General features: G+C 68.6%; 24 protein-coding genes. 2 read left to right on the top strand and 22 right to left on the bottom strand.

Going from position 1 to position 25550, the window contains the following annotated elements; translation table 11 throughout:
- The 10 genes from F1642_RS01555 to F1642_RS01510 form a co-directional block, all read right to left on the bottom strand.
- Positions 1-951: a cell division protein FtsQ/DivIB gene (locus tag F1642_RS01555; protein ID WP_045981145.1), complete on the bottom strand. Its 951-nt coding sequence runs from the start codon at positions 949-951 to the stop codon at positions 1-3.
- Positions 939-1874, bottom strand: coding sequence for a D-alanine--D-alanine ligase (locus F1642_RS01550; protein ID WP_194885292.1), 936 nt, complete (start codon positions 1872-1874; stop codon positions 939-941). Before F1642_RS01550 ends, F1642_RS01555 begins: the two co-directional genes overlap by 13 nt.
- A gap of 147 nt (positions 1875-2021) precedes the next feature.
- Positions 2022-2957, bottom strand: coding sequence for a UDP-N-acetylmuramate dehydrogenase (murB, locus tag F1642_RS01545; RefSeq protein ID WP_194885291.1), 936 nt, complete (start codon positions 2955-2957; stop codon positions 2022-2024).
- Between the two features lie 45 nt (positions 2958-3002).
- Complete coding sequence (locus F1642_RS01540; protein ID WP_194885290.1) at positions 3003-3350, bottom strand: hypothetical protein; 348 nt, start codon at positions 3348-3350, stop codon at positions 3003-3005.
- Positions 3347-3649: a DUF2484 family protein gene (locus tag F1642_RS01535; RefSeq protein WP_064503538.1), complete on the bottom strand. Its 303-nt coding sequence runs from the start codon at positions 3647-3649 to the stop codon at positions 3347-3349. The genes F1642_RS01540 and F1642_RS01535 overlap by 4 nt, the downstream gene beginning before the upstream one ends.
- Positions 3646-5067: a UDP-N-acetylmuramate--L-alanine ligase gene (gene murC, locus F1642_RS01530; RefSeq protein WP_194885289.1), complete on the bottom strand. Its 1422-nt coding sequence runs from the start codon at positions 5065-5067 to the stop codon at positions 3646-3648. The genes F1642_RS01535 and murC overlap by 4 nt, the downstream gene beginning before the upstream one ends.
- A complete protein-coding gene (gene murG, locus F1642_RS01525) occupies positions 5064-6149 on the bottom strand; it encodes an undecaprenyldiphospho-muramoylpentapeptide beta-N-acetylglucosaminyltransferase (protein ID WP_194885288.1) in 1086 nt (361 codons plus the stop codon). Before murG ends, murC begins: the two co-directional genes overlap by 4 nt.
- Positions 6149-7312, bottom strand: coding sequence for a putative lipid II flippase FtsW (gene ftsW, locus F1642_RS01520; protein WP_194885287.1), 1164 nt, complete (start codon positions 7310-7312; stop codon positions 6149-6151). Before ftsW ends, murG begins: the two co-directional genes overlap by 1 nt.
- 206 nt (positions 7313-7518) lie before the next feature.
- Complete coding sequence (locus tag F1642_RS01515; protein WP_194885286.1) at positions 7519-8262, bottom strand: cytochrome c biogenesis CcdA family protein; 744 nt, start codon at positions 8260-8262, stop codon at positions 7519-7521.
- 114 nt (positions 8263-8376) lie between these two features.
- Complete coding sequence (locus F1642_RS01510; protein ID WP_194885285.1) at positions 8377-10773, bottom strand: ribonuclease E/G; 2397 nt, start codon at positions 10771-10773, stop codon at positions 8377-8379.
- Positions 10774-11325: 552 nt separating this feature from the next.
- Here F1642_RS01510 and F1642_RS01505 point away from each other — a divergent pair.
- Positions 11326-12192 carry an alpha/beta fold hydrolase gene (locus F1642_RS01505; protein ID WP_194885284.1) on the top strand — a complete coding sequence of 289 codons (867 nt, stop codon included), beginning with the start codon at positions 11326-11328 and terminating at the stop codon, positions 12190-12192.
- Here the strand turns inward: F1642_RS01505 and F1642_RS01500 are convergent.
- From F1642_RS01500 to F1642_RS01490, 3 genes are read right to left on the bottom strand one after another with little or no spacing between them, the layout of a single operon-like run.
- Positions 12189-12794 carry an inner membrane-spanning protein YciB gene (locus F1642_RS01500; RefSeq protein ID WP_045981135.1) on the bottom strand — a complete coding sequence of 202 codons (606 nt, stop codon included), beginning with the start codon at positions 12792-12794 and terminating at the stop codon, positions 12189-12191. The genes F1642_RS01505 and F1642_RS01500 overlap by 4 nt on opposite strands.
- Before the next feature lie 26 nt (positions 12795-12820).
- Positions 12821-13720 carry a DMT family transporter gene (locus F1642_RS01495; RefSeq protein WP_045981134.1) on the bottom strand — a complete coding sequence of 300 codons (900 nt, stop codon included), beginning with the start codon at positions 13718-13720 and terminating at the stop codon, positions 12821-12823.
- Positions 13721-13765: 45 nt separating this feature from the next.
- Complete coding sequence (locus F1642_RS01490) at positions 13766-14743, bottom strand: thioredoxin family protein (protein WP_255522037.1); 978 nt, start codon at positions 14741-14743, stop codon at positions 13766-13768.
- Positions 14744-14977: 234 nt separating this feature from the next.
- Between F1642_RS01490 and acnA the strand changes: the two genes are divergently transcribed.
- Positions 14978-17758 carry an aconitate hydratase AcnA gene (gene acnA, locus F1642_RS01485; RefSeq protein WP_045999526.1) on the top strand — a complete coding sequence of 927 codons (2781 nt, stop codon included), beginning with the start codon at positions 14978-14980 and terminating at the stop codon, positions 17756-17758.
- A gap of 155 nt (positions 17759-17913) precedes the next feature.
- On the opposite strand, the gene ggt is transcribed toward acnA, so the two are convergent.
- From ggt to secD, 9 genes are all read right to left on the bottom strand, one after another.
- Positions 17914-19719, bottom strand: a complete 1806-nt coding sequence (ggt, locus tag F1642_RS01480) for a gamma-glutamyltransferase (protein ID WP_194885283.1) — start codon at positions 19717-19719, stop codon at positions 17914-17916.
- Between the two features lie 69 nt (positions 19720-19788).
- The gene (locus F1642_RS01475; RefSeq protein WP_255522035.1) at positions 19789-20331 is read right to left on the bottom strand and encodes a DsbE family thiol:disulfide interchange protein; all 543 of its coding nucleotides are present in this window, start codon (positions 20329-20331) and stop codon (positions 19789-19791) included.
- Positions 20324-20467, bottom strand: coding sequence for a heme exporter protein CcmD (ccmD, locus tag F1642_RS01470; protein WP_045981131.1), 144 nt, complete (start codon positions 20465-20467; stop codon positions 20324-20326). The genes F1642_RS01475 and ccmD overlap by 8 nt, the downstream gene beginning before the upstream one ends.
- A complete protein-coding gene (locus tag F1642_RS01465) occupies positions 20464-21189 on the bottom strand; it encodes a heme ABC transporter permease (protein WP_045981130.1) in 726 nt (241 codons plus the stop codon). Before F1642_RS01465 ends, ccmD begins: the two co-directional genes overlap by 4 nt.
- A gap of 43 nt (positions 21190-21232) precedes the next feature.
- Complete coding sequence (ccmB, locus tag F1642_RS01460) at positions 21233-21889, bottom strand: heme exporter protein CcmB (protein ID WP_194885282.1); 657 nt, start codon at positions 21887-21889, stop codon at positions 21233-21235.
- On the bottom strand, positions 21886-22518 hold the full coding sequence (ccmA, locus tag F1642_RS01455; RefSeq protein ID WP_194885281.1) for a heme ABC exporter ATP-binding protein CcmA: 633 nt from the start codon (positions 22516-22518) through the stop codon (positions 21886-21888). The genes ccmB and ccmA overlap by 4 nt, the downstream gene beginning before the upstream one ends.
- The gene (locus F1642_RS01450; RefSeq protein ID WP_045999530.1) at positions 22515-22871 is read right to left on the bottom strand and encodes an Mth938-like domain-containing protein; all 357 of its coding nucleotides are present in this window, start codon (positions 22869-22871) and stop codon (positions 22515-22517) included. Before F1642_RS01450 ends, ccmA begins: the two co-directional genes overlap by 4 nt.
- The gene (secF, locus tag F1642_RS01445; protein ID WP_139597694.1) at positions 22871-23857 is read right to left on the bottom strand and encodes a protein translocase subunit SecF; all 987 of its coding nucleotides are present in this window, start codon (positions 23855-23857) and stop codon (positions 22871-22873) included. The genes F1642_RS01450 and secF overlap by 1 nt, the downstream gene beginning before the upstream one ends.
- A 13-nt stretch (positions 23858-23870) precedes the next feature.
- A complete protein-coding gene (secD, locus tag F1642_RS01440; protein ID WP_045981125.1) occupies positions 23871-25535 on the bottom strand; it encodes a protein translocase subunit SecD in 1665 nt (554 codons plus the stop codon).
- Positions 25536-25550 lie beyond the last annotated feature (15 nt).

Genomic DNA, 25550 nt, shown 5'->3' with positions numbered 1-25550 from the left:
TCAGCCCTCCGTCTTCTTGTCATCGGGCAGCACGCTGCCATCGGGTCCCAGCAGCGGCAGCCCGCGTGCGGTGCGTATCGTGTTGCGCGCGTCGATCCCTAACCGCAGGACGGGCCGCGTCGGGTCGCGCAGATCGACGATTGTGATGTCGCGGCCCAGCATGTCCTCGGCCCGATCCATTGCGATCGCGGCCTCCAGCGCGATCACCGCACCGGTCTCGGGCAGCAGGATGCGCTGGCCGTGATCCAGCACCAGGTCCCACCGCCGTTCGCCGCGCCGCACAAGGCCACGCACGCGGGGCAGGATCGGACCCGCGGCGTCGAACAGGGCCAGCGCCTCGGTCGTGGCCAGATCCGCCCCCTCTCCGGTGATCAGCGGCAGGTCGGCGCGCACCTCGCGCGAGGTCAGGCTGGCCACGCGATGGCCGCCGGCGTCCAGCATGTCGATGCCGCGCGCGTGGCGCCACAGGATCGCGGGTTCGCGTTCCTTGACCACCGCCGACAGGATGCCGCCCGGCTTGATGCGCAAGTCGATGGATTCGACCGCGTCCAGCTGCAGCACCTGCAGGCGCAGCGCCGCCAGATCGATATCGAAGCTGGAGGCCGGCAGATCCACCGGCAGCATCGCGCGCAGGGCCCGGTCCACCACCGGGGTCGCCCCCTCGATCGTCATGATGCGGACCTGGAATTCGTCGCGGCTCTGGACCTTGGTCACCACGCTGGCGACGGTGTCGTTCAGCGCGGCGCGACGGTCCTCGTCGGCCAGCCACAGCCCCCCGATCATCGCGATGGCAAAGGCCGGAAGGCCCACGCGCAACACCCGGCGGTACAGCGGCGTCAGCCACATCCGCTCCAGGCGGTACTTCAGGCGCGACGGCGCGGGGTCGCGGCGCTGCCGCGCGGCGGGCGGGGTGATCTGCTTTCCGGGACGGTGATCGATCACGACCGGCACAGCGCGTCCTCCACCATCCAGCGCATCAGCGCGGGAAAGTCGATGCCCGCATGGGCCGCCTGTTCGGGGGCAAGACTGGTCGGCGTCATGCCGGGCTGGGTGTTCAGCTCCAGGATGATCAGCCCGTCCACGCCGCGCGTCTCGTCCCACCGGAAATCGGTGCGCGTCAGGCCGGTGCAGCCAAGCGCCTTGTGCGCGCGCACGGCCATCTCCAGGCAGGCGGCGCGGATGTCGTCGGGAATGTCCGCGGGGATCACGTGGCGCGACCCGCCGACGGTGTATTTCGCGGCGTAATCGTACCAGCCGCTGGTCAGGATCTCGGTCACATCCAGCGCGCGGTCACCCATGACCGTGGTCGTCAGCTCCCGCCCGGGGGCATAGGTCTCGACCATCACGCGCTCGGGCATATCGGCGGACAGCGCGGGCGGCTGGTTGGCGCCGTCATGGACGATGTAGACGCCGACGGACGATCCCTCGTCATTGGGCTTGACCACATAGGGGGGCGGAATGACATGGCGCAGGCGCACCTCGGCGGCATCGGCGATGACGCTCTCGACCACGGGCAGGCCGGCGGCGCGGAACGCCTGCTTGGCGCGCGTCTTGTCCATCGCCAGCGCCGAGGCCAGCACGCCCGAATGGGTATAAGGCAGGTCCAGCCAGTCAAGCAGGCCCTGGACGCAGCCGTCCTCTCCCCACCGGCCATGCAGGGCGTTGAAGACGACGTCGGGTGCGGCATCGGCCAGACGCCGGACGATCTCGTCCCCGCGCGCGGCGCCAAGATCGATTTCGGTTACCTGATATCCCGCCACCCGCAGCGCATCTGCGCATTCGCGTCCCGACGACAACGACACCTGGCGTTCAGCCGAGGGTCCGCCCATCAGAACAGCGACCGAGTGGGCTGTCCTGCTCGACCTGCCCGCCACTTTTCGCCTTTCGTGCCCGGTTGATCCGGGCTTGATCTGGTCCGCGCCCCCTTGAACGAAGGCGTCATGTCGCATCAGGTTACAAGCAAAGCGCGAACCGCAAAAGCTCAATTTCGGCTGTCTGCGCAGAATGTTGCGCAGCGGGCGTCAGTCCGTGTCGGGACCGGGGTCGCCGATGCGGATGACCTCCCATTGCAGGTCGTGGCCGCTCTCCTCCAGCACGCGGCGCCGGACCAGTTCGCCCAGGGCCTCCAGCTCGGCTGCGGTCGCGCCGCCGGTGTTCAGCAGGAAGTTCGGATGCTTTTCCGACATCTGCGCGCCGCCCCAGCTGTGCCCGCGCAGCCCCGCCCGGTCGATCAGCGACCATGCCTTCAGGTCATGCACGTCATCCGCCTGCCCGGTCGAGCTGAACCCCGCCGGGTTGCGAAAGGTCGAACCGGCGCTGCGTTCGCGGGTGGGCTGGCTTTCATCGCGCCGTGCCAGCTGATCGGCCATCTTGGCGTGCAGCCGGTCGGGGTCGCCCAGCGCGGCGCGCAGCCGGGCACTGGTGATCACCCAATCGGTCGGCAGATGCGTCTCGCGATAGCCGAAACGCAGATCGGCGGGCGTCAGGGTGACGCGTGCGCCCTGCCGCGTGACGGCCTGCGCGTCGATCAGGTGGTCGCCCACATAGCTGCCATAGCAGCCCGCGTTCATCCGCACCGCGCCCCCGATGCTGCCCGGTATCGTGCGCAGGAAGGTCAGGTCCAGCCCCGCCTCAGCCGCCCGCCGCGCGACCTGCGCGTCCAGCGCCGCGGCACCCGCGGTGACGGTGTCGCCGTCGATCTCGACGCTGTTGAAGGCGCGGCCAAGGCGGATGACCACGCCGCGGATGCCGCCGTCGCGCACGATCAGGTTGCTGCCCACGCCCATCGGAAAGACCGGGACACCGGGGTCCAGCGCGGCCAGGAACTCGGCCAGGTCATCCTCGTCCGCGGGCTGGAACAGCCAGTCGGCGGGGCCGCCGACGCGCAGCCAGGTCAGGCCGTCAAGGGTTCTGTCGGGGATCAGGCTGCCGCGGGGGGTGGGAAGGTCGATGCTCATGGCCTTGGGTGGTAGCCAGCGGCGCCCCGTCCGTCAACCGCGGGACTAGAGGACCAGCGTCGCCGCGGCGGCCAGACCCGCAACCAGCATCGACGCCAGCGCCAGGACGATCTGGGGGCTGCGCCACGCCAGGCGGTGGCCGCGGATGCGCGCCAGTGCCAGCCCGGTTACCATGCCCAGCAGTGCGGGCAGGACAGTAAAGCTTTGCGCGACGACGGCCGCCAGGTCGTGAAAGCCCCCCTGCCCCTGCGCCGCCCGAAACAGCTGCAGCGCGATCGCCGCCAGCAGTGCCGCCAGGACCAGCAGCGGCCAGCGCAGCTGCAGCCGCGCGCTGCCCCAGGCGATGACGCCCGCGCCCGACAGGCACAGGCCCGCGATGATCCAGGGATTCATCGCTGTCCTTCGGCGGTGTTCATCGGGGCGGGCGTGGGCAGCCGCGCCGCGCGGCGCCGCGCGGTCGGACGGCCCAGCAGCATCAGCAGACCCAGTCCAAAGCCCAGAACGCCCAGGCCCGGTCCCCATTCCAGCGTCAGCCAGCCCAGAACCGGGACGCCTGCCAGCACCAGGACCCAGCTGGCGCGTCGCTGCCAGCGGCGGTTCAGGCGCGGGGTCAGGCAGGCCAGCGTCAGCCAGACCGCCGCCCCCGCCAGCGCCAGCAGCGGCAGGATCGCAAGATCGGGCGTGGCCGTCACGCGGCCTGGCCCTGCAACCGCGCGGGCAGCCCGTTGGCCCAGGTCGAGATCGTGCCCGCCCCTAGGCAGACCACCATGTCACCGGGCCGCGCCTGTTCGCGGACCAGTCGCTCCAGGTCGTCCTCGGACAGGATGGCGCGGGCGTGGCGGTGGCCGTGGGCGATCAGCCCCGCCACCAGATCGTCGCGCGAGGCGCCGGGAATGGGCTCCTCTCCGGCGGAATAGACGTCGGCGATGGCGACCACGTCGGCCTCGTTGAAGCAGGTGCAGAAATCCTCGAACAGGTTCGACAGGCGCGAATAGCGATGCGGCTGGTGGACCGCGATCACGCGGCCGGTGCTGGCCTGGCGCGCGGCCTTGAGGACGGCGGCGATCTCCACCGGGTGGTGGCCGTAATCGTCGATGATGGTCACGCCGTTGATCTCTCCGACGCGGGTAAAGCGGCGACCGACCCCGCCGAATTTCGCCAGCGCGGTGCGGATCTCGGATTTCTTGATGCCCAGGTGGCGTGCGACGGCCACGGCCGCCAAGCAGTTCGAGACGTTGTGATCGCCCGGCATGGGCAGGGTGCAACCCTCGATCATCGGGATCGGACCGTCGCTCGCCTCGCCCTGCAGCGCGATGTCGAAATGCGCGATGCCCTTGTCATAGGTCAGGTTCATCGCCCGCACGTCGGCCTGTGCGTTGAAGCCGAAGGTCACCACGCGGCGATCGGTCAACCGACCCACCAGCGCCTGCACCTCTGGGTGGTCGGTGCAGCAGACGGCCAGGCCGTAGAACGGAACCGACGACGCGAAGTTGGTGAAGGCCTGGCGCAGCGCATCGAAGCTGCCCCAATGCTCCATGTGTTCGGGGTCGATATTGGTGACGATCGCGATGTCGGCGGGCAGGCGGTTGAAGCTGCCGTCGGATTCGTCGGCCTCGACCACCATCCACTCGCCCGCACCGGCCCGCGCGTTCGAGCCATAGGCGTGGATCACGCCGCCGTTGATGACCGTGGGGTCCAGCCCGCCCGCATCCAGCAGGGTCGCGACCATCGTGGTGGTCGTCGTCTTGCCATGCGTGCCGGCGATGGCGATGTTCGATTTCAGCCGCATCAGTTCGGCCAGCATCTCGGCTCGGCGCACGATGGGCAGGCCGCGCAGGCGCGCCTCCTCCAGCTCGGGGTTGCCCTTCTTGATCGCGGTCGAGATGACGATGACGCCTGCGCCCGCCACGTTCTCGGCGCGCTGGCCCTCGAAGACGGTGGCGCCCAGGGTCTCCAGCCGGTCGGTGATCTTGGATTTCTTGGAATCGCTGCCCTGGACACGATAGCCCAGGGTCAGCAGCACCTCGGCGATGCCCGACATGCCGATGCCGCCGATGCCCACGAAATGGATGGGGCCCAGCTCTCCGGGCAGTTTTGTCGCTGCGTTCATCGCGTGATCTCCTCGACGAGGTCGTACAGGCGGCGCGCCGCGTCGGGGCGCGCCAGGGTCAGGGCCGCCTGCGCCATGGCCGTGGCCTGGGCGGGGTCCGTCAGGATCGCGCGGATGTCGCGCGTGAGGCTGTCCGCGTCAAGCACGGATTCGGGATGGACATGCGCCGCGCCCGCATCGGCCAGCGCCTGCGCATTCGCGGTCTGGTGATCGCCGGTGGCGGCGGCAAAGGGGATCAGGATCGCCGGGCGGCCGATCACGGTGATGTCGGCCAGCGACGATGCGCCCGACCGGCTGATCACCAGATGCGCGGCCGTGATGCGGTCCGGCACGTCGGTGAAGAAGGGCTGAACCTCGGCCGCGATGCCGGCTGCGGCATAGGCGGCCGTGACCTGATCGGCATCCTCGGGGCGGGCTTGGTGGCTGACCTGCATACGGGCGCGCAGGTCCGCAGGCAGGGCGGCGATGGCGGCGGGCACGACTTGCGACAGGACGCGCGCCCCCTGGCTGCCGCCGATGACGAGCAGGTTCAGCGCCCCCTCGCCCGGCGCGACATAGGGGCTGGCGGCCCGGTCCAGGACCGCGCCGCGGACCGGGTTGCCGACATGCTGGCCCGAAATGCCCTGCGGCAGGATCGTGGGCCAGGTGCCGCAGGCCACGCGGTGCACGCGCGCCGCGAACATCCGGTTCACCCGACCCATGACGCCGTTCTGTTCGTGGATCATCCGCGGCAGGCCCATCAGATGCGCCGCCGACAGCGCCGGGATGGTCGGATAGCCGCCGAACCCGATCACGACCGACGGGCGGTCGCGCCGGAAGGCCCGGCGGGCGGCCAGCACCCCGGCTGCGATCTTGAACGGTGCCGCCAGCTTGCCCGACAGCCCGCCGCGCGCGGTGGTCGCGGATTTCACGACCTGACGCTCGACCGCCTCGGGGAAGCCGCCGGCATAGCGCGCACCGCGGTCGTCGGTGGACAGCTTGACGCGCCAGCCCTGCGCCAGCAGCAGCTCTGCCAGGGCCTGGGCCGGAAACATGTGGCCGCCGGTGCCTCCGGCGGCGATCAGGGCAAGGGGGGCGGCCATCAGCGGGACCGGCGCAGGATTTCGGCGAACTCGCCCTGCGGACGGGTGCGGGTCAGCGCCAGCAGCATGCCAAGCGCGATGCCGGACGCGATCATGGACGAGCCGCCATAGCTGACGAAGGGCAACGTCATGCCCTTGGCGGGCAGCAGGCGCACCGCGACGCCCATGTTGATCAGCGCCTGCACGCCGAAGGCGCAGGCTAGGCCCGTGCCGGCGATGCGGGCGAAAGGATCGCGTTCCCGCACCAGCCGCAGCAGCGAGCGCATGACGATGGTCATGTAGAGGAGGATGATCGCCAGGACCATGATGAAGCCGTATTCCTCGGCCGCGACGGCGATGATGAAGTCGGTATGCGCATCGGGGAGCGACCATTTCACCGTCCCCTCGCCCACGCCGACGCCGAAGAAGCGGCCTTCCTGGATGGCGTTCGTGGCAAAGTAGATCTGGGTGTTCGCGTCGATTTCCGATGACAGGAAACTGTTGATCCGGCGGGCAAAGTGTTCGGACGCGTTATAGGCGAACAGACCGCCCATCCCGGCCAGTCCCGCGACGCAGACGATCAGGATGACCGGCGATCCGGCGACGAAATACATCACCAGCCACGAGAACAGCACCAGCGAGGCCTGGCCGAAGTCGGGCTGCAGGGCCAGCAGGATGACGATCGTCATCGCGGCGCCGAAGGAATAGATCCGCCCCGGAGGGCCGCCCGGTTCCTGCGCCGAGGCCATGAACCACGCGCAGAGCGCCACGAAGCCCGGCTTGAGGAATTCCGACGGCTGCACCGACACGAAGCCGAGCGACAGCCACCGCGTCGCGCCCTTTCCAAAGTCGGTGCCGATGATCGGCAGGGCCAGGATCAGCAGGAAGGACACGGCAAAGCCCAGAACGCCGATGCGGCGGATCTGGCGGGGGGTCAGCATCGAGATGACCAGCATCACGAACAGGCCCATTCCCCCGAACACCATCTGTCGCTGGACATAGTAGAACCGCGGCAGGTTGTTCTTTTCTGCCAGGGGCACCGATGCGGCCAGCCCCAGCAGAAGACCGATGGCGAACAGGCCAAGGACGCAGGTCAACGACCATTTGTCCAGGGTTCGCCACCAGCGTGGAAGAATCGGGTCGCCCGCCCGAACGGGCGTCGTGCCGAAGACCATCTCGGTCATGGGAATACCGCCGTCACTGCCTCTGTCCTGTCCGGTTTGCCCGGATCTGGGCACAAGGATAGCGCGATTGTCGCAGGCGCGCTACCAGAGATTGTCCGCGGGGCGGGGCTCGCGCCGCAACGTGATCGCGCAACGGGGCCGGAGCCCGCAAGCGACCTCCGGCGCGCTGCCGCCCGGCCCCGTGCCGGCTGCGCCGGCTGTGCGGTTCAGCCCAGGGTGGCCAAGGCGGGGAACGTCTCCAGCAGCCAGAAGCTGAAGGCCGAGAAGGCGCCGGTCAGCAGCATGACACCCACGACAACCAGAAGCGCGCCCATGACGCGTTCAATGGTCTTGAGGTACGGCTTGACGCGGTTCATCAGGCCGATGGCCCGGTTGATGAAGATCGCCGCCAGCAGGAACGGGATCCCCAGCCCAAGGGCATAGACCGCCAGCAGTGCGGTTCCGCGGGACAGTTCGCCCCCGGTGGCCGCCAGCGACAGGATCATGCCCAGTTGCGGGCCGATGCAGGGCGTCCAGCCAAAGGCGAAGGCCAGCCCCAGCACATAGGCGCCCAACGCGCCGCCGCCCTGCTGGCCCGATTGCAGCCGGGCCTCGTGGTCCAGAAAGGGGATGCGGATGACGTGCAGGAAATGCAGGCCCATCACCACCACCATGACACCGGCGACGCGGGCCAGGATGTCCTGATACTGCAGGAAGGCGCGCCCGAAGGCCGACGCGGCAAAGCCCATCACCAGAAAGACCGTCGACAGGCCCAGCACGAAGAACAGCGCGGGCACGACGGCGCTGCGTTCGCGGGTCTTCAGCCCGTTCACCCCCACCCCGGTCATGTAGGCCAGATAGGGCGGCACGATCGGCAGCACGCAGGGCGACAGAAAGGACAGGACACCCGCCAGCAACGCCACGAAGGCGGCAGGCAGGAAGGCGGCGGTGGCAAGTTCGATTCCCAACATCGCGACACCTTAGCGGGTGGGGATGCAAAGGACAGGGGCCATGGCGTCACGGATGCGTGGGCCGGATGGCAAAAGGGGCGCGGTGTTGCCACCGCGCCCCTGGTTCAGCGAACCTTACCGGCCCGACCACCATCCGCGCCGCTTGGAGGGCGCGGCCTCGGCGACGGGTTCAGGCTGAGCCTCGGCCTGCGGTTCGGGCTGCGCGGGTGCCGCATCGACCGGGGCCGCGGCGGTCTCGACCAGCGCCTCGGCCACCGCTTCGGCGGCAACGGGGGCGGCGTTCAGGCCGGGCAGCGCATCGGCGCGGGCATCCTGGCTGTCCTGCAGATCAACGACCTCGGCCAGGGGCTGCGCATCGACCGGCTTTCTGGACCGCGACCGGCCGCGCGAACGCGTCCGGGTGCGACCGGCAGGAGCCTCCTCCTCGGCCTGGGGCGTATCGGCCTCGGGCTGATCACCGGCAGCAGCGGCAACCGGTTCGGCGGCGGCGGGGGCTGCCACGTCCTCGTCGGACTGGTCCTCGCCCTCGTCGTCCTGATCGTCATCGGCGCGCAGATCCTCGCCCTCGGGACGCTCGCCGGATTTCCGACGACGACGACGACGGCGGCGACGCGACCGACCCTCGCCATCCGCGTCCGCATCGGCGGGACGCTCGGCGCGCGGCTCGGCGGCGGGTTCGGACGCCTCGACGACCTCGGCCACCGGCTCCTCCTGCGGCTCGACGACGTCCAGGTCCTCCTCCTCGTCGATGCTGGCCATCAGGTCGGCATTGACGCCCAGGGGAACGTGGCTGGGCTCGGGCAGCACGCGGGTCGCGGTCTTGAACTTCTCGATCGCGAAGTCCGGGGACACCAGTGCCGGGTCAGCCTCGACGCGCACGGACAGGCCGTAACGCGTCTCGATGCCCGCGACATGCTCGCGCTTGGCGTTCATCAGGAAGTTGGCGACGGCGACGGGCGCCTTGACCAGAACCTCGCGCGAACGCTTGCGGGTGCCCTCGTCCTCTATCGCGCGCAGGATGGTCAGCGCCAAGCTGTCATCGCTGCGGATCAGGCCGGTGCCGTGGCAATGCGCACAGGGCTGCGTGGTCGATTCCAGCATGCCGGGGCGCAGGCGCTGGCGCGACATCTCCATCAGGCCGAACCCCGAGATGCGGCCGATCTGGATGCGGGCGCGGTCGGACTTCAGCTTGTCCTTGATGCGCTTTTCCACGGCGGCGTTGTTGCGACGCTCGTCCATGTCGATGAAGTCGATGACGATCAGCCCGGCCAGGTCGCGCAGGCGCAGCTGGCGGGCGACCTCGTCGGCGGCCTCAAGGTTGGTCTTGAGCGCGGTCTCCTCGATCGAGCCCTCCTTGGTGGCCCGTCCCGAGTTCACGTCGATGGCGACCAGCGCCTCGGTGATGCCGATGACGATGTAGCCGCCCGACTTCAGCTGCACGACCGGGTTGAACATGCCCGCCAGATAGCTTTCGACCTGGAAGCGCGCGAACAGCGGCATCTGGTCCTGGTAGTGCTTCACGCTGTCTGCATGCGTCGGCATGATCATCTGCATGAAGTCGCGCGCCTGCTGATAGCCGCGCTCGCCCTCGACCAGCACCTCGTCGATGTCCTTGGAATACAGGTCGCGGATGTTGCGCTTGATCAGGTCGCCTTCCTCATAGATGGCGGCCGGTGCGATCGACTTGAAGGTCAGGTCGCGGATCTGCTCCCACAGGCGCAGCAGGTACTCGTAATCGCGGCGGATCTCCATCCGGGTGCGCTCGCTGCCCGCGGTGCGGATGATCAGGCCGGCGCCCTTGGGCACATCAAGTTCGCCCGCGATGTCCTTGAGTTTCTTGCGATCCGCGGCATTGGTGATCTTGCGGCTGATGCCGCCGCCACGCGCGGTGTTGGGCATCAGGACGCAGTAGCGGCCGGGCAGCGACAGATAGGTGGTCAGCGCGGCACCCTTGTTGCCACGCTCCTCCTTGACGACCTGCACCAGCATGATCTGGCGGACCTTGACGACCTCTTGGATCTTGTAGCGGCGCGCACGCGGCTTTCGGGGCGCGCGGACCTCCTCGGCCACGTCCTCGTCGGCGACCGATTCGATCTCGTCGTCCTTGTCGGTCGCGTCCTGGCCCGCGTCGTCGGTCGTCGTCTCGTCCGAGGCATCGACCGCCTCGGCGCGGGGCTTGCGGCGCGAACGGCCACGCTCCTCCTCGGCCTCCTGGGCCTCGGCATCGGCGCGTTCCTCTGCCTTCAGAGCCTCGCGGTCGGCCGCGGGGATCTGGTAATAGTCCGGATGGATTTCCGCAAAGGCCAGGAAGCCGTGGCGGTTCCCACCGTAATCCACGAAGGCCGCCTGCAGCGAGGGCTCCACCCGCGTGATCTTGGCCAGGTAGATGTTCCCGGCGATCTGGCGCCGGTTGGCCGTCTCGAAATCAAATTCCTCGACTTTGGTTCCATCGACCACGACCACCCGAGTTTCCTCGGCATGGGTGGCGTCGATCAGCATTTTCATTGCCATTGTTATGTCTTTCGCGCAGCCGAAGACCGGGCGGCGCCATCGGCATCCCCCGGTTCGGTCTGCGGTGTGATGAGGACACGGGCGCGTCACCGTCGAAGACGTCCGGTCGGACGGGGCATCCTGCCCGCCCGTCCCGAAGTCTGCCGTCCAAAGCGCGCGTCATCGCGTCTGTTCCCTAGGATGGCCCGATGCCGCAAGGCGGGGCCGCTGTTCATCTGACCTCCTGCGCCGCCCCGCAATGCGGTGGCGCGACGGAGGCTTGGTTTTTCCGCGGGACACATGGCTGCCCGGTATCGGGATCAGAGGTGCCGCGCTGCGAAACTTTCGGCGCGTGGCAACCCCCGGTTGCGGGCAGCCCTGCGCATGGGGCCAACATAGCGGTGGAACCCATCAAAATTCAATGCCGAAAACGATCCGGGCCCAGCATGGGCGAATTTGCGGCAGCCGCGCAACGTCACGCAGCATTAACAGATTTTTCACGCGCCCGTCGCAGCCTGTCCCTAGTCCGGGATCGACCGGGAACGGAGGCCGCGATGCCCGTGATGCGGATGGATGCCGACCAGCCTGTGCCCCCCTGCCCTGCGGGACGCCGCGCGCCGCCTGCCCGCGGGGGCGCCGGTCCTGGTGATGCTGCACGGCTATCGCTATTCCCCGGCCCATCCGGCGTATGACCCGCACCGCCACATCCTGTCGCCCCAGGCCGGTCCCGGCGGCATCTCGTGGCCGCAGCAGCTGGGCTTTCAGGGCGATCCGTCCGAAGGCCTGGCCCTGGCCTGCGGGTGGGAGGCGCGGGGCAGACTGCGCCATGCCTATGACCGCGCCGCCGGGGCCGGGGCGGACCTGGGCGCGATGATCGACGATCTGGCGACGCTTGCGGGGCGGCCCGTCGGGCTGATCGGGCATTCGCTTGGCGGCCGCGTGGCGCTGCAGGCGCTGGCCCATGCCGCGCCCGGCAGCATCGGCCGGATCGTCCTGCTGAACGCCGCCGAATTCCAGGACGCCGCCCAATCGGCGCTGGACAGTCCGGCGGGCCGCATGGCCGAGGTGCTGAACGTCACCGCCCGCGAGAACGACCTGTTCGATTTTGCGCTGGAGCAGATGCTGTCGCGCGGGCGCAGGCGGGCGCTTGGCGCAGGACTGGCGCAGGCCCGCGCCAACTGGGTCGACCTGCAGATCGACGATGCCGCCACCCTCGAGGCGCTGGAGACCTTGGGCTTTCCCACCGCCCGCGGAGCCCGGCTGATGTCGCACTGGACGCCCTATCGGCGCCAGGGATTGTTCGCCTTCTACCGTGCGGCGCTGTGCCACCCCTGGGCCCTGCCCTTGGGGCTGCTGCGCCATCACCTGCCGCTGCGGCCACAGCCGCGCTGGTCGCGGCTGCGGGCGGGGCCGGTGTCCCTGGGCGGAATGCGGGCCTAGGGCTGGGCGTCGTCCTTGGCGGGCAAGGCGTGATCGCGATACAGTTTCGCATTGCCCAGCAGGAACGCGAACAGCAGCACCGGCAGGCCGAAGGTCTTGAACCAGACCCAGGTGCTGTCCGACAGGTTGCGCCAGACCAGTTCGTTCGCGATGGCCAGCGCCACGAAGAACAGCGCCATGCGCAGCGTCAGCTTGCGCCAGCCTTCCGCGTCCATCGGCAGCGCCTCGGACAGGACGGCGCCCAGCCAGTTGCGACGCAGCATCAGCCCGACGCCCAGGATGGCCGCGAATAGCAGATAGATGATCGTGGGCTTCAGCTTGAAGAAGCGCGGATCGTTCAGCCAGACCGACAGCCCGCCAAAGACGATGACCAGCACCAGCGTGGCCACCTGCATCGGCGCCAGCTTGCCGGTGATGCGCCACTGGATCGCGGTCGTCAGCATCAGCGCGGGAATGAACGCCAGCGTGGCCAGGATGAACCCGCCATAGCTCTCCCCCGCGATGGTCACGGTGTCGTTGCGATACAGCATGAACACCGCAAAGAACAGGATCAGGGGGCCGAACTCCAGCGCCGGCTTGACCCAGGGTTTCGTGTTTTCCATCCCGACTGCCTTCCTGTGGCCGCCCGTCAGGCGGCGAATTCCACGATGACCGCGCCAAGCGCGATCAGCGCCATCAGCGCGACGCGCCGCGGCCCCACCTTTTCGCCTAGGATGACCCAGCCCACAAGGGCGGCGAACACGGTCGAGGTCTCTCTCAGCACGGCGGCGCGACCCACGTCGTCGATGCGCGTGGCCAGCATCACCGACCCGAAGCTGGCGAATGCCACCACGGCGCCGATCATGCCACGCGCGGCCAACGGTGCGACCTCGGCCCGCGGCAGGGCGGCCAGCCGGCGCCAGCTCAGCAGCGGCATGAACAGGCCGTCCAGCACGAAGAACCATGCCAGAAACGTGAACGGGTTCGCCGCCAGCCGGATGCCCCAGGCGTCATAAGTCGTATAGGCCGCGACCGTCACGCCGGTGATCAGCGCCCAGGCAAGCGCCGGGACCAGCGTGTCGCGACCGACCTTCAGCTTGCGCAGGCTGTTCAGCGCCAGCCCGAAGATGCCGCCGACCAGCAGGCCGAGCCCCACCCACTGCACCGCGTTGAAGCGTTCGTCGAAGACGATCATCGCGACCAGCACGACGACCAGCGGCGCGGAACCGCGCACCACGGGATAGACGACCGTGAAAGCCCCCCGCTGATAGGTCTTGGCCTGCGCGATCTTGTAGGCGATATGGATGCCCATCGCGCCCGCCAGCACCGGCCACAGGTGCGGATCGGGCCACGGCACCAGGAACAGCGCCACCGGCAGGGCCAGCACCAGATAGGACAGGTCGATCGCGGCGCGGCTGATCCAGGGATCGTGCCGCCCCTTCTGCAGCGCGCCGAAGACCGCGTGCAGGAAGGCCGCCGTAATCGCCAGGATCGACGCAAGCCGCGCCCCCTGTTCGGTCCCGGCGATCTGGATGATGAAATCGCCCATCCCGCCTGATGGCCCCGATTTGCAGAATGTGCAAGACGCGACGGGTCAGTCCAGCCGGATCGCCGCCACGATCGGTCCCGGAAGGGCACGCTTGCCCATCATCTGCTGGACCAGCAGGGCGTGGCGCGTGTCGTCGGGAAAGGATGCATTGCCGACCAGGTCCGCGCGCACCGTCAGGCGCAATGGCTGCAGCCCGTCCCACCGCGTCAGATGCTGCATCCCCAGGACGACGTTGGTATAGATTACGGTCTTGCCGCGGTTCTCTCCGGCGGTCATGTCGACGGGGCGTTCTGGGGCATAGCGAACCAGCAGCACGTCGACCTTGCCGCCCAGATCGGATAGGGGCTGCAGCTCGATCGTCTCTCCGGCGTCGGTGCGCTCTCGCTGGATGGTGACCTCGGCGGGGGCAAAGCGGTGGGCGTCGATCAGGCCCATCAGCTGCGCGGGCCCCGGCGCGACCGCGGTGTCCTGTCCGTCCACGATCATCTGCGGCGTATAGACGGACCGTTCGCCCACCGCATGGGCATAGGCGCTTTGGCGTTCGGTGAATTCGGGCCGGGCAAAGCTGTCGGCCCAGCCCAGATAGTCCCAGTAGTCGACATGGAAGGACAGCGGCAGCACGTCGTGCTGTCCCGCCAGCATGGTCAGCATCGCATCGGCCGGCGGACAGGACGAACAGCCCTGAGAGGTGAACAGCTCGACCACGACCGGCAGGTTGGCCGAGGGCAGGTCCGCCGTCACCGGCGGCGCGGCCTCGGCCGGGACGAAACCGTTCACACCGCCCGATTCCGTCAGCGACATCGTCGAGGGGCTCTGCCGGCCCGGATCGTCGGGCGCCAGGATCAGCGGCGCCTCCGGGCGGTTCATCTGGCTGGGCGCGGGGCTTGGCGCGCTGCGCTGCGTGATGTCGGCATGGCCGCCATCCTGCGCCAGCGCCGGCGCCGCGGCCAGCATCGCCACCAGCATCATGGCCCCGCCCATCCCGCGGCAGGGCCGCAACGCAGATCGGGGCCACAGGGCCATAAGATGTTTCCCGTCATGTTTCACATCCAGCGTGTTAACGGGTGGCGCGGTGAAACACCAAATCAAGGCTTCGTCAGCGCGTGCGACGGACCGATGCGTGCCTCTTGAGCAACAGCGGGAAAGATGGTATGCAATCGCATACAATTCGCGACGCAACCCTTGCGCGATGCCCCCCGATGGGGCAAAGCAAGGCACACGCCGGACCCATCCATTCTTGCAGACAGGGAGGCCTTGATGCCCATCCAGACCGGAACCGACACCGCCAAGACGCGCCGCACGCTGAGCGCGGGCGCGCAGAGCGTCGACTATTACTCGATCGCCGCCGCCACCGAGGCGGGGCTTGGCGACTTTTCGAAACTGCCGGCCGCACTGAAGGTCGTGCTGGAGAACATGCTGCGCTTCGAGGATGACGGCCGGACCGTGTCCGTCGACGACGTCAAGGCATTCGCGCAATGGGCCACCGACGGCGGCAAGTCCAGCCGCGAGATCGCCTATCGCCCGGCCCGCGTGCTGATGCAGGACTTCACCGGCGTTCCGGCGGTGGTCGACCTGGCCGCGATGCGCGACGGCATCAAGGCGCTTGGCGGCGACCCGCAGCAGATCAACCCGCTGAACCCGGTCGACCTGGTCATCGACCACTCGGTCATGATCGACGAATTCGGCACCCCTCGCGCCTTCCAGCGCAACGTCGAACTGGAATACGAGCGCAACATGGAGCGTTACACGTTCCTGAAATGGGGCCAGAAGGCGTTCAACAACTTCCGCGTGGTCCCGCCCGGCACCGGCATCTGCCACCAGGTGAACCTGGAATACCTGGCCCAGACCGTCTGGACCGACACGGACCAGAACGGCAAGACCGTCGCCTATCCCGACACGCTGGTCGGCACCGACAGCCACACCACCATGGTCAACGGCCTGGCCGTCCTGGGCTGGGGCGTGGGCGGGATCGAGGCCGAGGCCGCGATGCTGGGCCAGCCGATCTCGATGCTGATCCCCGAGGTCGTGGGCTTCAAGGTCACGGGCGCGCTGCGCGAGGGCGTCACCGCCACCGACCTGGTGCTGAAGGTCACCCAGATGCTGCGCGCCCACGGCGTCGTCGGCAAGTTCGTCGAGTTCTACGGCGAGGGGCTGGACCACATGCCGCTGGCCGACCGTGCGACCATCGCCAACATGGCCCCCGAATACGGCGCCACCTGCGGCTTCTTCCCGATCGACGACGAGACGCTGCGCTATCTGCGCCAGACCGGCCGCGAGGAGGACCGCATCGCCCTGGTCGAGGCCTATGCCAAGGAGAACGGCTTCTGGCGCACGGCGGACTATGCCCCCGTCTACTCCTCGACGCTGGAGCTGGACCAGAGCACGGTCGTCCCGGCGATCTCGGGGCCCAAGCGCCCGCAGGACCACGTGCCCCTGACCGAGGCCGCGACCGCCTTCGGCGAATACATCCGCGGCATCCGCCCGGCACCGTCCGTCCCGGCCGAGGAGAAGGCCGAGATGACCGAAGAAGCCGGATCCCCCGATCCCGCGCCCGAGGAAATCCCCGGCGGCAGCCACGGCCACCTGAACAGCGGTGCCGTCGAGGGCGAGGACTATACCCTGCGTGACGGTTCGGTCGTGATCGCCTCGATCACCTCCTGCACCAACACCTCGAACCCATATGTGCTGATGGCCGCGGGCCTGGTCGCCCGCAAGGCGCGCGCCCTGGGCCTGACCCGTAAGCCCTGGGTCAAGACCTCGCTGGCACCCGGCTCGCAGGTGGTCGAGGAATACCTCAAGGCCGCGAACCTGCAGGAAGACCTGGACGCCCTGGGCTTCAACCTGGTGGGCTTCGGCTGCACCACCTGCATCGGCAACTCGGGCCCGCTGCAGCCCGAGATCTCGAAGGCCGTGAACGACAACGACCTGGTCGCCGTGTCGGTCCTGTCGGGCAACCGCAACTTCGAAGGGCGCATCAGCCCGGACGTCCGCGCGAACTATCTGGCCAGCCCCCCGCTGGTCGTGGCCTATGCCATCGCGGGCGACATGAACATCGACGTGACCAAGGACCCGCTGGCGCACACGCCGGACGGCAAGCCGGTCTACCTGAAGGACATCTGGCCCACCTCCAAGGAGGTTGCGGACCTGGTCGACACCATCGTCACCCGCGAGATGTTCCAGGCGAAATACGCCGACGTCTTCAAGGGCGACGAGCGCTGGCAAGGCGTCGAGATCACCGACAGCGAGACCTATGACTGGCCGGCCTCGTCGACCTACATCCAGAATCCGCCCTATTTCCAGGGCATGTCCAAGGATGCGGGCACGATCAGCGACGTCAAGGGCGCCCGCGTCCTGGCGCTGCTGGGCGACATGATCACGACCGACCACATCAGCCCCGCAGGTTCGTTCAAGCCCACCACCCCGGCGGGCAAGTACCTGACGGAGCGCCAGGTTTCGCCGCGCGATTTCAACAGCTACGGCTCGCGCCGCGGCAACCACGAGATCATGATGCGCGGCACCTTCGCCAACATCCGCATCCGCAACGAGATGCTGGACGGGGTCGAGGGCGGCTACTCCAAGGACGCGTCGGGCAACCAGGCCGCGATCTATGACGCCGCGATGTCCTATGTCGAACAGGACACCCCGCTGGTGATCTTCGGCGGCAAGGAATACGGCGCGGGTTCGTCGCGTGACTGGGCGGCCAAGGGCACCAACCTGCTGGGCGTCAAGGCCGTGGTCGCGGAATCCTTCGAACGGATCCACCGGTCGAACCTGGTCGGCATGGGCGTCATCCCGTTCGAGTTCACCAATGGCGACACCCGCCATTCGCTGAACCTGACCGGCGACGAGGTCGTGACGATCGAGGGGCTGGCCGGCGACTTCAAGCCGCTGTCGATGGTACCCTGCACGATCAAATACGCCGACGGCACCGAAAAGACGATCCAGCTGAAGGCCCGCGTCGATACCGAGGTCGAGATCGACTATCTGAAGAACGGTGGCGTGCTGCATTATGTGCTGCGCAACCTCGCCGCCGCCTGATCGGCCCGCGCTGCGAAAAGGAAACCCCCGGCACCGCGCCGGGGGTTTTTTCATGACCAAGGCCAAGATAAGCGCCGACCACGCCGGGGCGGGCATCTTTGTTGCCGAAAACCCCGCCAGGACCGACGCGGGGACAGCCCTCCGCCCGGCGCGGATCAGCCGCCGATGGCGACACCCTCGCGGCGCGGGTCGGCGCCGCCCTGCAACCCGTCGGGGGTGACCACGATCCCCTGCAGGCCCGATGTCAGCTCGGTCTCGTTCAGCTCGAACCCCATCGCGGTCAACCCGTCGGTCAGGGCCGCGGGCAGCCCCACCTCGACGTCCATCGGGCCGAAACGGTTCACCAGGTTCGGCCCGGCCACGGCGGCCTGGATGTCCAGGCCCCAGTCCAGATGCGCCACGATCGCCCGCGCGACATAGCCGATGATGCGGCTGCCGCCCGGCGATCCGATCACCATCACCGGGGCGTCGTCCTTCAGCACGATGGTCGGCGCCATCGACGACCGCGGCCGCTTGCCCGGCGCGATGGCGTTGGCGATGGGCCAGCCGTCCGCGTCATGCGTCTCGAAGCTGAAATCGGTCAGCTCGTTGTTCAGCAGGAACCCCGCCGCCATCACCCGCGACCCGAAACCGTTCTCGATGGTGGTGGTCATCGACAGCGCATTCCCGTCGCCATCCACGATCGAGATATGGGTGGTCGAGGGCAGTTCCAGCGCGCTGTCCTGGCCCCACAGGGCGGCATGGCTCCACCCCGGCTGGCCGGCGGTGACCTCGGGCAGGCTGTCGTCGCCCTGCAGCAGGGCGGCGCGTTCGTCCAGATAGGCCGGGTCGATCAAGCCTTGCGTCGGCATCGCCACATGATCGGCATCCGCCATGAAGCGGCCCCGATCCGCGAAGGCCAGACGCGAGGCATCGCCGATCAGGCGCCACGCCTCGGGGCTTTCGGCGCCAAGCGAAGCCAGGTCATAGCCGCCCAGCATCCCAAGGATCTGCCCCACCGTCAGCCCCCCGGAGGACGGCGGCCCCATGCCGCAGACGTCGTGATCGCGATACTCGACGCAGACCGCCGGACGCTCCACGACGCGATAGGCCGACAGGTCGGACCGGGTCAGCAGGCCGGGATTGTCCTCGGCCCCGCGGACCGCCGCGACGATCTGGTCCGCGATAGGACCGTCATAGAAGGCATCCGCGCCGTCGCGGGCCAGCGCCCGTAGCGTGTCGGCATAGGCGGGGTTGGTCAGGGTCGCCCCCTGGGCGACGGGTTGACCGCCCGGAAAGAAATAGTCCGTCGTCGCCGGATAGCGGGCCAGGGCATCGCCTTCGGACGCGACCAGCGAGGCCAGCCGCGGCGACACCGTGAACCCGTTCTGCGCCAGATCGATGCCGTCCTGGAACAGCCCTGCCCAGTTGGCGCGACCCCATTTGCGGTGTGCTGTCTCCAGCAGGCGCGGCGTGCCGGGGGTACCGACGGACCGACCGCCCACCACCGCCTCCATGAAGTCCAGCGGCTGACCCTCGTCATCCTGGAACAGCGTGGGGGTCACGGCCATCGGTGCGGTCTCTCGGCCGTCCAGCGTGGTCACCTCGCCCGTGGCGGCGTCGTACCAGACAAGAAACGCCCCGCCGCCCAAGCCAGAGCTTTGCGGTTCAACCAGGCCAAGGACGACCTGGACCGCGACCATCGCGTCGGCCGCGCTGCCGCCCTGTTCCAACACGCGAGCGCCGGCCTGCACGGCCAGCGGGTGGGCGGCGCTGATCATCCAGTCGGGGGCGGTGACCGGACGACCCTCGGCCTTGGCGGCCAGCCCGTCGCGGGCGGCCTGCGTCAGATCACCAAAGCCTTCGGTCGCAACCTGCGTGCCCGACGCGGCCTCGGGCGCGATCGCGTCGGTTGCCTGCTGGGCCATGCCCCAGGTGGTGCTGCCCATCAGCAGCGCCAGTGCCAGACCTGTCCGTGTCATCTGCCGTCTCCCCTATTTGTGCGTGCCTTTGGGTCAGCATGTCGCGCAAGGGGTCTGGGTGCAAGCGGCCTAGTCCTGGTCGGCCAATGCGCGTTCCAGCTCTGGCAGGAATCGCGTCTGGTAATCGGCATCGACCAGCGGCCCGGCGAACCGGTACAGAACCGTCCCTTCGCCATCGACGATGAAGGTTTCCGGCGGCGCGGTCACGCCCCAGTCGATGGCTGCCCGTCCGCGCGGATCAGTCGCCAGCGCCGCGAAGGGGTCGCCGTCTGCGGACAGGAACTGCAACGCGTTGGCCTCGACATCGCGCAGATCGACGCCATAGACGGGCAGCTGTTCGGACAGCGCCATCAGGGTCGGATGTTCGATCCGGCAGGGCGGGCACCAGCTGGCCCAGAAGTTCACCAGTTTGACCCCCGGCTCGCGCAGCATCGCGTCGGTCAGCTGGGTCTTGCCGGGCAGGGTCGTGGCGGGCACGGGCGGTGCCTGACGCCCGATCATGGCCGACGGCACGCTGCCCGGATCATCGCGGTTCATGCCCCACAGGAAGGTCGCGGCTAGCGCCGCGAAGGCCAGCGGGGGCAGCAGCATCAGCGGCGCGATCCTAGCCATTGCGTTCGAACTCCTGCAGGGCGCGGCGGGCGCGGGCATTGGCCGCGACGGTGTGCCAGACCAACCCCGCGATCAGCACGATGCTGACCCCATATGCGGCCAGCACGGTGCCGGCATACCGTCCAAGATCGATCATGCGCGCATCTCCCTGGCTTGCAGTGCGGCCAGGCGGCGCTTGCGGATTTCAGTTCGGGTGCGGATCAGGATCAGCGCCAGCGTCAGCAGGAAGAACCCCAGCATCGACAGGTACAACGGATGGCGATAGACGGCCGACATCCGCTCTCCGGGGGCGACGGACAGGCTGGCGCCCTGGTGCAGGCCCTGGTTCCAGAACAGCACCGCATAGCGTGACAGCAGGGCAAAGACCGACCCCACCAGGCACAGCACGCCCGTCAGGTCGGCGGCGCTGTCGGGATCCTCGACCGATGCCCAGAGCGCGATATAGCCGATGTAGAACAGGAACAGGATCAGGAACGAGGTCAGGCGCGGGTCCCATTCCCACCACGTCCCCCACATCGGCTGGCCCCAGATGGCCCCGGTCGCCAGCGCGATCAGCGTCATCACCGCCCCGATGGGGGCCGCGGCCCGGGCGGCCAGCGCGCTGACATGGTGGCGGCGGATGATCCAGATCAGCGACGCGACCAGCATCATCACCCAGATGTTGATGGCCATCATCGCGGCGGGCACGTGCAGGAAGACGATCTTGACCGTCGATCCCTGGCGGAAATCCTCGGGCGTCAGGAACCCCCAGACCACCCCGCCCACGCAGCAGATCGCGGCGCTGCCGACCAGCCAGGGCAAGGCCCCTTCGGTGGTGCGCATGAACTTGGCGGGGTTTGCGTATTCCCAGATCGACATGTGTCCGTGTATTCCCTGTTTTCCCCGCGCCCTCAAGGGCGTCTCACCGCAGATTGACCCGCAGCGCCGCCGCTGCCGCCAGCGGGATTAGCGCCAGCACCGCCAGCGTGATGCCCGCCAGGAACACCAGCGGCGTGCCGATGGCCTGCCCCTCGACCCCGCGGCGGGTGATCTCGGCGCCGAAGATCAGTGTGGGAATATACAGCGGCAGGACCAACAGCGACAAAAGCAGCCCCCCCCGGCGCAGCCCGACGGTGATTGCCGCCCCGAAGGCCCCCAGCATCGACAGCGCCGGCGTGCCCAGGGCCAGCGACAGCACCAGCGCCGGCACGGCCTGCATCGGCAGATGCAGCAGCAGCCCGAAGATCGGGGCGGCCAGCACCAGCGGCAGGCCGGTGGTGATCCAATGGGCCAGGGCCTTGATCGCGACCGCCCCCTCCAGCGGCAGGGGGGCGGTGGCCATCAGGTCCAGGCTGCCATCCTCGTGATCCAGCGCAAAGTTGCGATCCAGCGACAGAAGGCATGCCAGCAGCGCCCCGACCCACAGGATGCCCGGCGCCACGGGGGCCAGCGTGGCACGGTCCGGACCGACACCAAAGGGCACCAGCGCCGACAGGATCAGGAAGAACGCGACGCCCAGGCCGAACCCGCCGCCCGCCCGCGTGGCCAGACGCAGGTCGCGGATCAAGAGCGCGATCATCCGAATGCCTCGTTGAAGCCGGACGGCCGCGCGGCGGGCGCGCCGGGCCGGGCGCGGAACGGGGTCAGGTCCAGGACGCGCGCCTGCGGCAGGGTCAGGTCGATATGCGTGGCGATCAGCGCCGCACCGCCCTGCCCCAGATGTTCGGCCACCACCTGCGCGAAGCGCGCGACCGAGGCGGCATCCAGCGACACCGTCGGCTCGTCCAGCACCCACAGCGGACGGCCCGTGACCAGCAGCCTGGCCAGCCCCAGCCTGCGTTTCTGGCCCGCCGACAGCGCCGCGGCGGGACGCGTGGCCAGCGCGGTCAGGTCCATCGCGGCCAAGGCCCGCTCGACGCCCTGCCCGCCAAAGACCCGTGCCCAGAATGTCAGGTTCTCGCGCGCCGTCAGGGCCGGTTTCAGCCCGTCGGCATGGGCGGCATAGGCGACGACGTCGTCGGCCATGTCGATCCGCCCCGCGACCGGGGACTGCAGCCCCGCGACCGTGCGCAGCAGCGTGGTCTTGCCCAGCCCATTCGGCCCGCGCAGGATCAGCGCCTGACCGGGGTCCAGGGCAAAGCTGACGCCCTCGACCGTCCGCAGACCTCCGCGCGCGACGGCAAGGTCATGGACGGCCAGCAGGCTCACACGGGGATCAGGGCGCAGGCGACGCGCCGCCCTTCGGACAGGGTGACGTTGTAGGTGCGCGCCGCGGTGGCCGAGGCCATCGCCTCGACCCGCACGCCAAGCGCGTCCAGCTGCGCCGCCAGGTCGCGGGGGGCATAGCCGACCTGCGCCCCAAGGCCCAGGAACAGCACGTCCACGCGCCCGGCCAGCGCCAGCAGCGGGCCGGGATCGTCCAGCCCGCCCCAAGGCGTCACACGGTCGGCCTCGACCACCTGCGCGCCCTGATGGACCTTTCCGGCAATGCGGAAGAAGCCGGGTCCATAGCCGTCGACCGCGTTCTGGCCGGTGAAATCCGTGGGCGTCAGGGCGGGCATCAGACCTCCTCGGCGCCCTCGAAGGGGGACACATTCTTCTTGGGACCATCGCCGTCCTTGGACCAGTCGCGTTTCACGCCCAGCCACAGAACGACGCTTTTGGCGACATAGACCGTGGAATAGGTGCCCACGAACACGCCCCACAGCATCGCGAAGACGAACCCGCGCACCACGTCGCCGCCCAGGACCAGCATCGCGGTCAGCGCGATGGCGGTGGTCACCGCGGTCATGACGGTCCGCGACAGCGTCTCGTTCACGGTCAGGTTCATGACGTCGATCAGCTTCATCGTCTTGAACTTGATCAGGTTCTCCCTCAGCCGGTCGAAGACCACGACGGTGTCGTTGACCGAGAAGCCCAATGTCGTCAGCAGCGCCGCGATGGTCGTCAGGTCGAACTTCATCTGGAACAGCGCGAAGATGCCGACGGTCAGGATGATGTCATGCAGAAGCGACACCACGGCGCCGACCGCGAACTGCCATTCGAACCGCAGCCAGATGTAGAGAAGGATGCCCACGGTCGCCGCGGCCACCGCCATGATGGCGGTGCGGATCAGTTCGGCCGACACCTTGGGTCCGACGGATTCGACCGAAGCGAAGGTCACCTGCGGATCGACCTGCTGCAACGCGGCCTCGACCTCGGCCAGCTGCTCGGGAGAAACCGATCCGGCCTCGTCCGTCGTGCCGATGCGGACCATGGCGACGTGGCGGTCGGCCCCGAAGGACGGGTCGAACACCTCGGTGATCGACACGTCGCTGAAACCCATGCCGTCCAGCGCCTGGCGATAGTCGCCGATGTCGAAGGCGGTGGTGCTTTCGGTGCGGATCGTCGTGCCGCCCCGGAAGTCGATGCCGTAGTTCAGCCCCATGAAGATCGTGGCCAGGATCGACACGACCACCGCCACGGCGGACGCCCCGACGGTCAGCCACTGCCAGCGGAAGAAGTCGATCCGGGTGACGTCGGGGACCAGTTTCAGACGGAAGGCCATGATTGCGTCCCCCTTACAGGTTCAGCTGGACGGGCTTGCGCCATTCCAGCCAGGTGAGGATCATCAGGCGCGTCAGGAAGATCGCCGTGAAGACCGAGGTGACCAGACCGATGGTCAGCGTGACGGCAAAGCCCTTGACCGGGCCCGAGCCCAGATAGAACATGACCGCCGCCGCGATGAAGCTGGTGACGTTGGCGTCCATAATCGCGCTCATCGCTTCGCGGAAGCCGTCCTCGATGGCGCGGAACGGCCGCTTGGCGCGGCGCAGCTCCTCGCGGATGCGCTCGAAGATGATGACGTTGGCGTCGACCGCGGTACCCACCGTCAGGACGATGCCCGCGATGCCCGGCAGGGTCAGGGTTGCGCCCATCATGCTCATGATCGACAGGATCAGGATGACGTTGACCGCGACCGCGATCGAGGCGAACACGCCGAACAGGCCATAGCTGGCGATCAGGTAGGCCGCGACCAGCCCGGTGGCAACGATGGCCGAGATGCGCCCGGCCTCGATGCTGTCCTGGCCCAGTTCGGGGCCGATGGTGCGTTCCTCAAGGAAGGTCAGCTCGGCCGGCAGGGCGCCGGCGCGCAGCAGGATCGACAGCTGGTTCGCCTGGTCGAAGTCCATCGAGCCCGAGATCTGGCCCGATCCGCCGGTGATCGCCGAGCGGATGACCGGGGCCGAGATGACCTCGTTGTCCAGGACGATCGCGAAGGGCTGGCCGATATTGGCCGAGGTATAGGCCCCGAACGCCCGCGCCCCCGTCGGGTTGAAGCGGAAGTTGACCGAAGGCAGGCCGTTCTCGTCGCTGGCGGGCATGGCGTCCACCAGATCCTCGCCGGTGACGACGGGGCTTTGCTCCAGGATATAGAACAGGTTCGGCTGGTCGATGGACGGCGCGATCGTCTGGCCGACGCCGGGCTGGGCCTGCGGGTCGGCGGTGGTGCCCACGACCGGGTTGAAGGTCAGCTGCGCGGTGGTGCCGATCAGCTCCTTGAGTTCCGCGGCCGATCCGATGCCCGGCACCTGGATCAGGATGCGGTCCTCGCCCTGGCGGGTGATGGTGGGTTCACGCGTGCCGACCTCGTCGACGCGGCGGCGCACGATCTCCAGCGATTGCTGGATCGTGCGGTCGTCGGTGACGGCCTTTTCGGCATCCGACAGCTGGATGGTCAGGGTCGCGCCCTGGGTGCTGATGGCCAGCGACTGCTGGCCCGCGCCGGTCAGCGTGGTGACGGGCGTGGAAAATCCGCGCACGATCTCGGTCGCGGCGGCCATCTGGTCGGCATTGCCGATCTCGATGGCCAGGACGCCGTCGGGGGAGGCCACGCGGCGGACCGATCCGACGGTGTCGCGGGCATCCGACAGCGCGCGGCGCAGTTCTGGCCACAGCGCATCCATGCGCGACTTGTAGACCTGGTCGACCTGCACCTCGCCCAGCAGATGGGCGCCACCGCGCAGGTCCAGCCCCAGATTGACCAGATGCGACGGCATCCACGACGGCCACCCATCCCGCGCCGCGGCCAGTTCGGGCGTCTCGACGCCGGTGGCCTCGATCTGGGCCACGGCATCGTTATGCGCCTCGACGCGGGCGTAGAAGGCGTTGGGCAAGGCATATAGCAGGCCCAGAAGGCAGATCCCGAAAATCAGGACGCGCTTCCATCGGTCGATCTGAAGCATCTTGGCTAGGGCCTT

It is taken from the genome of Paracoccus sp. NBH48 (genome assembly GCF_015390265.1).
Taxonomy (GTDB): Bacteria; Pseudomonadota; Alphaproteobacteria; order Rhodobacterales; family Rhodobacteraceae; genus Paracoccus; species Paracoccus marcusii.
This window is presented reverse-complemented; position numbering and strand designations above follow the sequence as displayed.

What these genes read in the sequence shown, in the direction of transcription:
- murB (WP_194885291.1), bottom strand. Translation starts at nt 2,957, where the DNA reads ATGAGCATCGACCTTCCCACCCCCCGCGGCAGCCTGATCCCCGACAGA.
- F1642_RS01540 (WP_194885290.1), bottom strand. Translation starts at nt 3,350, where the DNA reads ATGAATCCCTGGATCATCGCGGGCCTGTGCCTGTCGGGCGCGGGCGTC.
- murC (WP_194885289.1), bottom strand. Translation starts at nt 5,067, where the DNA reads ATGAACGCAGCGACAAAACTGCCCGGAGAGCTGGGCCCCATCCATTTC.
- murG (WP_194885288.1), bottom strand. Translation starts at nt 6,149, where the DNA reads ATGGCCGCCCCCCTTGCCCTGATCGCCGCCGGAGGCACCGGCGGCCAC.
- ftsW (WP_194885287.1), bottom strand. Translation starts at nt 7,312, where the DNA reads ATGACCGAGATGGTCTTCGGCACGACGCCCGTTCGGGCGGGCGACCCG.
- F1642_RS01515 (WP_194885286.1), bottom strand. Translation starts at nt 8,262, where the DNA reads ATGTTGGGAATCGAACTTGCCACCGCCGCCTTCCTGCCTGCCGCCTTC.
- F1642_RS01510 (WP_194885285.1), bottom strand. Translation starts at nt 10,773, where the DNA reads ATGGCAATGAAAATGCTGATCGACGCCACCCATGCCGAGGAAACTCGG.
- F1642_RS01505 (WP_194885284.1), top strand. Translation starts at nt 11,326, where the DNA reads ATGCCGACCAGCCTGTGCCCCCCTGCCCTGCGGGACGCCGCGCGCCGC.
- F1642_RS01500 (WP_045981135.1), bottom strand. Translation starts at nt 12,794, where the DNA reads ATGGAAAACACGAAACCCTGGGTCAAGCCGGCGCTGGAGTTCGGCCCC.
- F1642_RS01495 (WP_045981134.1), bottom strand. Translation starts at nt 13,720, where the DNA reads ATGGGCGATTTCATCATCCAGATCGCCGGGACCGAACAGGGGGCGCGG.
- F1642_RS01490 (WP_255522037.1), bottom strand. Translation starts at nt 14,743, where the DNA reads ATGGCCCTGTGGCCCCGATCTGCGTTGCGGCCCTGCCGCGGGATGGGC.
- acnA (WP_045999526.1), top strand. Translation starts at nt 14,978, where the DNA reads ATGCCCATCCAGACCGGAACCGACACCGCCAAGACGCGCCGCACGCTG.
- ggt (WP_194885283.1), bottom strand. Translation starts at nt 19,719, where the DNA reads ATGACACGGACAGGTCTGGCACTGGCGCTGCTGATGGGCAGCACCACC.
- F1642_RS01475 (WP_255522035.1), bottom strand. Translation starts at nt 20,331, where the DNA reads ATGGCTAGGATCGCGCCGCTGATGCTGCTGCCCCCGCTGGCCTTCGCG.
- ccmD (WP_045981131.1), bottom strand. Translation starts at nt 20,467, where the DNA reads ATGATCGATCTTGGACGGTATGCCGGCACCGTGCTGGCCGCATATGGG.
- F1642_RS01465 (WP_045981130.1), bottom strand. Translation starts at nt 21,189, where the DNA reads ATGTCGATCTGGGAATACGCAAACCCCGCCAAGTTCATGCGCACCACC.
- ccmB (WP_194885282.1), bottom strand. Translation starts at nt 21,889, where the DNA reads ATGATCGCGCTCTTGATCCGCGACCTGCGTCTGGCCACGCGGGCGGGC.
- F1642_RS01450 (WP_045999530.1), bottom strand. Translation starts at nt 22,871, where the DNA reads ATGCCCGCCCTGACGCCCACGGATTTCACCGGCCAGAACGCGGTCGAC.
- secF (WP_139597694.1), bottom strand. Translation starts at nt 23,857, where the DNA reads ATGGCCTTCCGTCTGAAACTGGTCCCCGACGTCACCCGGATCGACTTC.
- secD (WP_045981125.1), bottom strand. Translation starts at nt 25,535, where the DNA reads ATGCTTCAGATCGACCGATGGAAGCGCGTCCTGATTTTCGGGATCTGC.